This window comes from Agrobacterium deltaense RV3 (assembly GCF_900013505.1).
GTDB lineage: Bacteria > Pseudomonadota > Alphaproteobacteria > Rhizobiales > Rhizobiaceae > Agrobacterium > Agrobacterium leguminum.
Window position 1 is genome coordinate 982,380 of sequence record NZ_LT009745.1, and the last position, 7,410, is coordinate 989,789.

The window sequence follows — 7,410 nt, forward strand, 5'->3', positions numbered from 1 at the left end:
GCGCCAGCCTAAACATTGCACCGTGGGCTGTGGGTTCGGTTTTGACCGAACCAGTAGCTTACCGCCGCTTGATCGCCCAGCCTTCCGGCCTTTCCTCGATCACCTTCGCTACATCACCGACGGACAGCCTGCCTTCGCCCCGCGGCGTCACGTTCCAGCCGAACAGCGGGCCGGGCACGCGCCGGTCTCCGGACATGCGGATGCGGCCCATGGCTTTCATGGGGGAGGGCACATCGCGGAATCCGGTCGTCTGGTCCTGTGTGGTCATGATGCAGCGGGCGCAGGGTTTGACGAGATCGAAGCGAATGCCGCCGATCTCGATGGCCGCCCAGCGGTCCTCGGCCCATGGCTCGTCCGTATCAAGCACGATATTGGGCCGGAAGCGTTCCATGCCGACCGCGTCCTCGCCATTGGCGCGCATATTGTCGTTCAGCGCGGCAAGCGAGGCGGTGGTGGTGACGAGGATCTGGTAACCGTCCGCAAAGGTGACGGGCGTTTCGTTGCCGGTCCATTCCAGGCTTGCAATGCGTTTCGAGGCGTCGTCGAAGAACACCAGCTTCACCTCGCGCTCCAGCCATGCCGAGAGCGCCTCGTTGGTCTCGCGATCGGCGATATTGGCGCTGACGATCGATTTCCACACCGCTACATCCATGCGCTCTCCGGAAGGTCTTGCGAGAACCTCGCCATTCGCTTCCCGCGAAAGCACCATGCCGCCATCCTTGTGCCGGGCCAGAACCGTGGCAATTGCCGGCAATTCGCGCTGGGTGATGAAATGGCCGTTGGGGTCGATGAGCATGGCGCGGCGGTCGCCCGGCAGGCCTTCTGCCGAAACAGTGCTTTCGGAGAGGGGAATGCCGCGCGCGCTTTTCAGAGGATAGATGTTTAGCTCGGTCACACGCATCTCGGGTCTCCTCAAATTTCGTCGAGAAACAGGTCCAGCACCTGTTTCAGCCGCTCATGGCGGGCCTTGGCCATCTGCCGGCCCGTCTCGGTGCGAAAGCCGTCGGCCAGCTTGAACAGCTTGGTTTCGAAATGGTCGATGGCAAAGGCGCGGTCGTCAAGCGGCCGCTCCTTCGCCAGCGGGTCGACCGGGTCGTAGAGAGCCGAACCCATGCGTCCGGCAATATAAAAGCAGCGCGCCGCTCCCACCATGCCGATGGCGTCCAGCCGGTCGGCGTCCTGAAGGATTTTCGCCTCCAGCGTCTGCGGCTCTATATTGGCGGAAAAGCTGTGGGTGGTGATGGCATGGGCGGCGGCGTCGATATCCGCCTGTTGCCAGCCGAGAGACTCGAGAATGCCCGAGGCTTTTTCCGCAGCCAGCCGTGAGGCCTGCGCGCGGAGCGGCGAGTTCTTCTCCACCGCCACGCAATCATGCAACAGCACGCTGGCGGCCAGCACGGTGCCATCGCCGCCTTCGCCCGCATGGATGCGCATGGCGTTGCGGAAGACGCGGTGAATATGGGCAAGATCATGCGAGCCGTCGCCCGTATCGGCGGCGTGCGGTATCAAATCCTGCGCAAGCGCCGCATAGGGCGCGAAAGCCTCGGCCGCGATCATGCCTGCGGCTTCCGGGTGAGGATTTTCTGGTAGAACAGGCCGATGCCGATCAGCACCGCGCCGAGACCGATGAAGGACAGGGCCCTGAGCACACCTTCTAGATTGCTCATGTCGATCAGGAAGGCCTTGGCAACCGAGATCAGCACGAAGGCGGCCGATGCAAGACGCAGGCTGCGGGCATTGAAGCGTGAGCCGAGCACGAGAAGCAAGACGCCGATCAGCAACCAGACCACCGAATAGCTATAGGTCTCGCCCTGCAGGAAGCCCTTCCAGTCGGCAATGTTCTCGCCCTGCCAGAAACGGCGCACCGAAAGCGTGGCCCAGGCAAAGCCGAGTGCCGCACCTGCCACCGCCAGCATGCTGACATAGGGCGGCGGACGTTTTCCGCGCGCATAATAGGCAAGGCCGCCATAGGCGAGCGCCGGCAACAGGTAGCCGATCAGCAGCAGGTTGAGGAACGGGATGCTGCCGGTATTTTCGCCGGTGAAATAGGGGTTGAGCGTGAAGAAATGCATCGTCAGCACATTGATGACGGCAATCACGCCGGCAATCATCGAGCCGTAGCGGAAGACGGGGCTGGGGCTCTTCAGGTCCAGCGTCATCAAGACGCCCGAGAAGCCGATGGTCAGCAGCGTGTAGATCGACTGTTCGCCAAGCGTCGGCACGCTGTCATCCAGCGTGCCGCCATTCATCGCGTGGCGGATGAGGATGGCGACGGCGAGAAGCCCCATGACGCTGGCAATTGCCTGCAGGAAGTTCTTCGCCCTGACCCCCGGCCAGTCGCGCAGCAGCCATGCCGAAGCGACAGCCAGCAGTGCGGGAATGCCGTAACCCGGCAGAAGCGCGTTGAAGACCGGCGTGGTGCCGAGGTTCTGCGGCCCGACAATGGTGGGTTCCCAGGCGATGCGGCCGAGAACGGCAACGCTCGCCACGGCCATCACCCAGGGCAGCACATCCCAGTTGCGGTAACGTGTCGCGAGCACATAAACGAAACCGATGACGGAGAGCAGCACGGTCGTCGCAAGCCCCTGCGTCAGCGTGTGCAGGCAAAGCGTAAAGGCGGCGAAGGAGCCGAGCACGAGGATGTTCAGCGGCTTGCGATAGGCCTCGTTGTTCTGCCGGTGCAGCCACTCGGCGCCCGCAAGCAACACCAGCCCAAGGCCGAGGCCATAGGCGGCGTGCAGCCAGTCACGGCCGAGATTGCCGTATTCGACAAAGCTTGAGGTGGCGAGCCAGACGGGGAAAAGTGCTGCGATACCGGCCCAGAGCTGGGCGAAATCCGCATCTTCAGCGCCTTTGCGTTTCAGGAAAGAGAAGGCGCAGAGCACGAAGACAGCCCCGAGGCCGAGCGCCATGGCGATTTCCGCCGTGTAGCCGACCGATACGGGCGGAAGGGACACGGACGTATCGTTGATAAGGCCGATGAAGTCGATGCCCTGCCGCGACATCAGCGACACGGCAGCCTGCGCGCCGAGCGCTGCGATAATGGCGGGCCATACCGCATAGTGGCGGGCGGCGCCAAGGGCCGCAAGGGCGGCGGTGAGCGCTGAAACGATGAGTGCCGGATGGGTGTCGATACCGCCATCGGCAAACAGGAAACCCATGGCCGGCAGGATCACGGCCATCGACACGGTGAGATTGAGAGCGAGCGACGGGCGCAGCAGAAGGCGCAGGGCGCGGATGGCGCGCCGCTCGGGAGCGGCGGTTTCGCCGGCCTCGGCAGGCGGCGTGTCGAATGCCTTGCCCGGCCAGAGCAATATGGTTCCCGCCAGCATGACGAGCAGGGCAAGCGTTGGCGGTTCGGCGCTGATCGTTTCGGAAAAGCCGATATAGCCGAGCGCCCAGAAGCCGAGGCCGGCATTGGCGAGAGAGGGAACCACGGTCCAGCCCTGCCTGCGCGCCGCGGCCGCTGTTGCCAGCCAGGAGATGGTGAGGAACAGGAAGAGCGCCCAGATATTCGGCGTTTCGGTAGAAATCAGCGCCGGCGTCAGCATCGAACCGAGAAGGCCGAGGCCGGCCAGCGCCTGCCCGTGCAGCAGCGAAAGCCCGATGGTCGCGAAGGCGACGAGCCCAAGCAGGCCAAAAGCCACGCCGGGGCCGATATAGCCATAAATGCCATAGGCCGCATAAACCACGCCGAACAGCGTCAAGGCGCCGGCCGCCGTCAGCACGCCCGGTATCATGGCGTTGGAATAGGTGGCGGCGATGCCCGGCACCGCCTTGCGGCGGACAGCCTCGCCGGCAAGCCCGAGGAGGAGGCCGAAAATGGCGGCGAGCGACAGCCTGACCGCCGGGCTGAGCAGCCCCGATTCGATCGAATATTTGACGAGGAAAATACCGCCGAGCGCCAGCGCCAGCCCGCCGGCCCAGACGGCCCAGCGCGCGCCGAGCAGGCTTTCGAAGCTTTCCTTCGTCGCCGGAGCGGATGCCGTATCGCTCGCAGGAGCGGAAGGTGCTTCCTCGCTGACGGGGTCTTCCGCCTGCGCGATGGCGGCGGCTTCCTGGGGTTCGGAGGCGTCTTCCGCAGTCGCCCTGCTTTTCTCTTCCGCCTCGAAATCCGGTTTTGCCGTGGTTTCCGCGCTCTCCGCCTGCGCCGCCGCAGGAGACGTCACGCCCGCAGCCATCAGCCGCTTGAGACTGAGAACTTCCCGTTCCAGCGACTTGATTCGACTTGAGTTGCGGATGCTCGCGACCAGCGTGTAGATGAAGGCCGCGACGAGGGCGAGGATAAACAGCGGGATTTCCAAACGGACTCTCCAATTACGAAGCTGTTTTTAAAGCCCTTTTGGTGAATTTATGCAAGGCCCGGTTGATGAATGGCTGGGTGGCGAGTGGGTGGCACACGCCCTCCCGCCGTGTCAGGAAACATCCGCCAGCCAGCGCCGCGCCGCTTCGATATCGGCAACCCCGAGCTCATGCCCGTCCTCAACCGTTTCCATCTCAGCTCTTGCTCCGCTCGCCGCCAGCCGGCCCTGCAATTCGTGAGCCTTGTCGAGATATTTGTCCCGTTCTCCCGCCACAAGCAGGACATTGCGGCCGGAAAGATCAGCCTGCGGCCATGTTTCCAGAACCGGCATCGGGCGATAGAGCAGGGCGTCTCCGGCAAGTTCCGGATAAAGTGCTGCAAAGGCCGCGTAGAAATTTGCGCCATTGGAATGGCCGATAAACTTCAGTTTCGAACGGTCGAGACCATAGGACCGTATCGCCCCCTCCACGAAGGCGGCGAAGGCTTCCGCTTCCGAGACGATATCCTTCTGGTCGAAGCTGAAATCGGGATTGCGGCGGAACCAGCGGGCGATGTCCTCCTCCGTGCTGCGGCCGCGCACGCCGAGAAGCGTGGCGCGCGGCGCTGCCCGGTGCGCGAGCGGCATCAGGCTCGTTTCGCTGCCGCCGGAACCGTGCAGCAGGATGATGGTGCTGCCATCCGGCTCCTCGGGCGTATAGAAACGGTGCACGAAGGGCAGGTCGCGATAGACGATGCGCTCCTCGCCCGGCATTGCAAATTGCGGCAGGGCGACACGCACATCCGCCTCGTCCTTCATGAAGAGCGGCGGGATGAACAGTTTTTCCCCCAGCGATTCCAACGGTTCGTCCATGGTCATGCCCGGCCCGTCGGTCGCCATTTCGATCAGCACACCGCCCGGTTCGCGGACATAGAGCGAGTGGAAATATTTGCGGTCATGGGCATTGGTGGTGCTGGAATTCAGCGATTTCAGCCCGGCATGAACCGCGTTCAGCTCGTCCATGTCCTTGGCCCGGAAGGCGATATGATCGACAGTGCCGGTGCCCGGCGCGCTGGACCAGAAGCCGGTTGCGTCGCGCACATCGATAATGTCGCCGCTTTCGGAAACGAGGCGGCGGATTGCGCCTGCCTGGCTTTCCTGCCGGTAACCGAAATGTTTCTCCAGAAACGCCACGGTTTCTTCCGGCACTTCGCTCAGCACCGTTGCGCCATAGATGCGGCGAATGGCGTCCTGCGCGGAAATATCGTCCGTCACATGCGGCGTCGCATCGGCAAAGGCGTGGGTGCCGACCAGCTTGACGATCAGGCCGTCAGGATCTTTCAGCCGGATGACCGGAGCGCCGAACTCATCGGAGGGGCCTTCCGCCCGCATGCCGAATTTCAGTGCCCGCGTCAGCCAGAAGCCGATGGCGGCGGGATCGATGGCCACGGAAATCTCCAGCGTCTGGCCATAGCCGACACGGCCTTGACCACCATCTTCCCAGACGAGAAATGTCAGAAGCGAGCCGGGCGAAGCGATATCGTCGCCATAAAGCAGGTGCAGCTGCATAGCGTCTTCGAAACCGGCCGTGCGCTTGGCCAGCCTCAGGCCCAGAAAGCCGGCGTAAAAGTCCACATTCGCCTGCACCTTGCGGGTAATCATGGTGATGTGGTGTATGCCCAGTGCAGAATTCATCTTGCCGTCCCGCTGTTTCGCCTGCTGTTCGTGGCCCTATTTGCCGCACGCTGCCCCTGATCCGCAACCCCGGCAAATGAGAACGCTGTGTTCTCTGCGTGAACGATCCCGCTTTCGCTTCGTTGCATGCGCGATGGGCAAAATGCCGGCTTTTTGCCTGCCCTGCGCCCGTTTATGCATATAAAATAAGCATACAAAATAACGGCTATTTTGTATGCAATTTTATCTTGCCTTGAGGGCTGGAATTGGGTCTTATGCAACCAATCCAACAAAACCATCAGGGGGAATAGATGATTTTAACGCGCAGGTTGTTGACCAGGGCTCTGACCATTGCCGCCATCGGTGTGACCGCTGGTTTTTCGCTGCCGGTCGTCGAGGCGCGGGCCGAAACGCCGGTGAAATTCACGCTCGACTGGAAGTTCGAAGGCCCCGCTGCCGGTTTCCTGCTGGCGCTCGATAAGGGTTACTTCAAGGCTGAAGGTCTCGATGTCACCATCGATAGCGGCAACGGCTCGGTGGAAGCCATTCCGCGCGTGGCGACCGGCGCCTACCAGATGGGCTTCGGCGACATCAACTCGGTGATGAAGTTCCTCGACGAGGATCCGAGCCAGAAGATCAAGGCCGTTTATATGGTCTATGAGCGCCCGACCTTTGCCGTGGTGGGCCGCAAGTCGCTCGGCGTCACCGGCGATCCGAAGTCGCTGGAAGGCAAGAAGCTCGGCGCGCCGCCGCCGGATGGCGCTTTTGCGCAATGGCCCGCCTTCAAGCAGGTCGCAGGTCTCGATGACAGCAAGATCAAGATCGAATCGATCGGTTTTCCGGTGCGTGAACCCATGCTCGCCAAGGGCGATGTCGACGCCGTTTTCGGCTTTGCCTTTTCGGTGATCCTCAACCTCAAGAAACAGGGCATCGCCGATGACGATATCTCGACCATCCTGATGGCCGAGCACGGCTTGAATCTCTATGGCAATGCGGTGCTGGTAAACACTGATTTCGCAGAGAAAAACCCGGATGCCGTGAAGGGCTTCCTGAAAGCGCTGGCCAAGGGCTTCGCCGATTCCGTCAAGAACCCGGAAGAGGGCGTGGCGGCCGTGCTCAAGCGTAACGAGACGCTCGACAGCGCCATCGAGCTTGAACGCCTCAACATGGCCAACAGCATGAATATCAAGACGCCCTATGTGGTGGAAAACGGCATGGGCGGCGTCGATCCGGCCCGGCTTTCCGCCTCCATCGAGACGCTGAAAGTTTCTCTTGGCCTGAAGGGCAACGTCAAGGCGGAGCAGGTGTTCGACGCGACCTATCTGCCGGCCAAGGAAGAACGCATGCTTCCGTAATGGACGAAGTGAGCAGGTGCGGCATGCTTCTTCTCCCCGCCTGGGAGAAGTCCGCGGCAGCGGGATGAGGGGGGCAAGCTCTCGGTCTATCGCTGGCGCTG

5 protein-coding genes are annotated in these 7,410 nt (G+C 62.4%); 1 reads left to right on the forward strand and 4 read right to left on the reverse strand.

Annotation, left to right across the window (positions count from 1 at the left end):
* Positions 1–58: 58 nt before the first annotated feature.
* The 4 genes from AGR7B_RS05010 to AGR7B_RS05025 form a co-directional block, all read right to left on the reverse strand.
* Positions 59–901 (reverse strand): MOSC domain-containing protein, encoded by an 843-nt coding sequence (locus tag AGR7B_RS05010; protein WP_080856173.1) that lies wholly within the window; start codon positions 899–901, stop codon positions 59–61.
* Positions 902–912: 11 nt separating this feature from the next.
* Positions 913–1,557 (reverse strand): HD domain-containing protein, encoded by a 645-nt coding sequence (locus tag AGR7B_RS05015; RefSeq protein WP_080856174.1) that lies wholly within the window; start codon positions 1,555–1,557, stop codon positions 913–915.
* The gene (locus tag AGR7B_RS05020; protein ID WP_161987830.1) at positions 1,554–4,304 is read right to left on the reverse strand and encodes a DUF2339 domain-containing protein; all 2,751 of its coding nucleotides are present in this window, start codon (positions 4,302–4,304) and stop codon (positions 1,554–1,556) included. The genes AGR7B_RS05015 and AGR7B_RS05020 overlap by 4 nt, the downstream gene beginning before the upstream one ends.
* A 111-nt stretch (positions 4,305–4,415) precedes the next feature.
* Positions 4,416–5,975: a VOC family protein gene (locus tag AGR7B_RS05025; RefSeq protein ID WP_080856175.1), complete on the reverse strand. Its 1,560-nt coding sequence runs from the start codon at positions 5,973–5,975 to the stop codon at positions 4,416–4,418.
* A gap of 290 nt (positions 5,976–6,265) precedes the next feature.
* Here AGR7B_RS05025 and AGR7B_RS05030 point away from each other — a divergent pair, with 290 nt between their 5' ends.
* Positions 6,266–7,309, forward strand: a complete 1,044-nt coding sequence (locus tag AGR7B_RS05030) for an ABC transporter substrate-binding protein (protein WP_065654125.1) — start codon at positions 6,266–6,268, stop codon at positions 7,307–7,309.
* The last annotated feature ends 101 nt before the right edge of the window (positions 7,310–7,410 follow it).

Bases quoted from the DNA above. Each gene is read 5' to 3' on its own strand.
- AGR7B_RS05010 (WP_080856173.1), bottom strand. From the start codon at position 901: ATGCGTGTGACCGAGCTAAACATCTATCCTCTGAAAAGCGCGCGCGGC.
- AGR7B_RS05015 (WP_080856174.1), bottom strand. From the start codon at position 1,557: ATGATCGCGGCCGAGGCTTTCGCGCCCTATGCGGCGCTTGCGCAGGAT.
- AGR7B_RS05025 (WP_080856175.1), bottom strand. From the start codon at position 5,975: ATGAATTCTGCACTGGGCATACACCACATCACCATGATTACCCGCAAG.
- AGR7B_RS05030 (WP_065654125.1), top strand. From the start codon at position 6,266: ATGATTTTAACGCGCAGGTTGTTGACCAGGGCTCTGACCATTGCCGCC.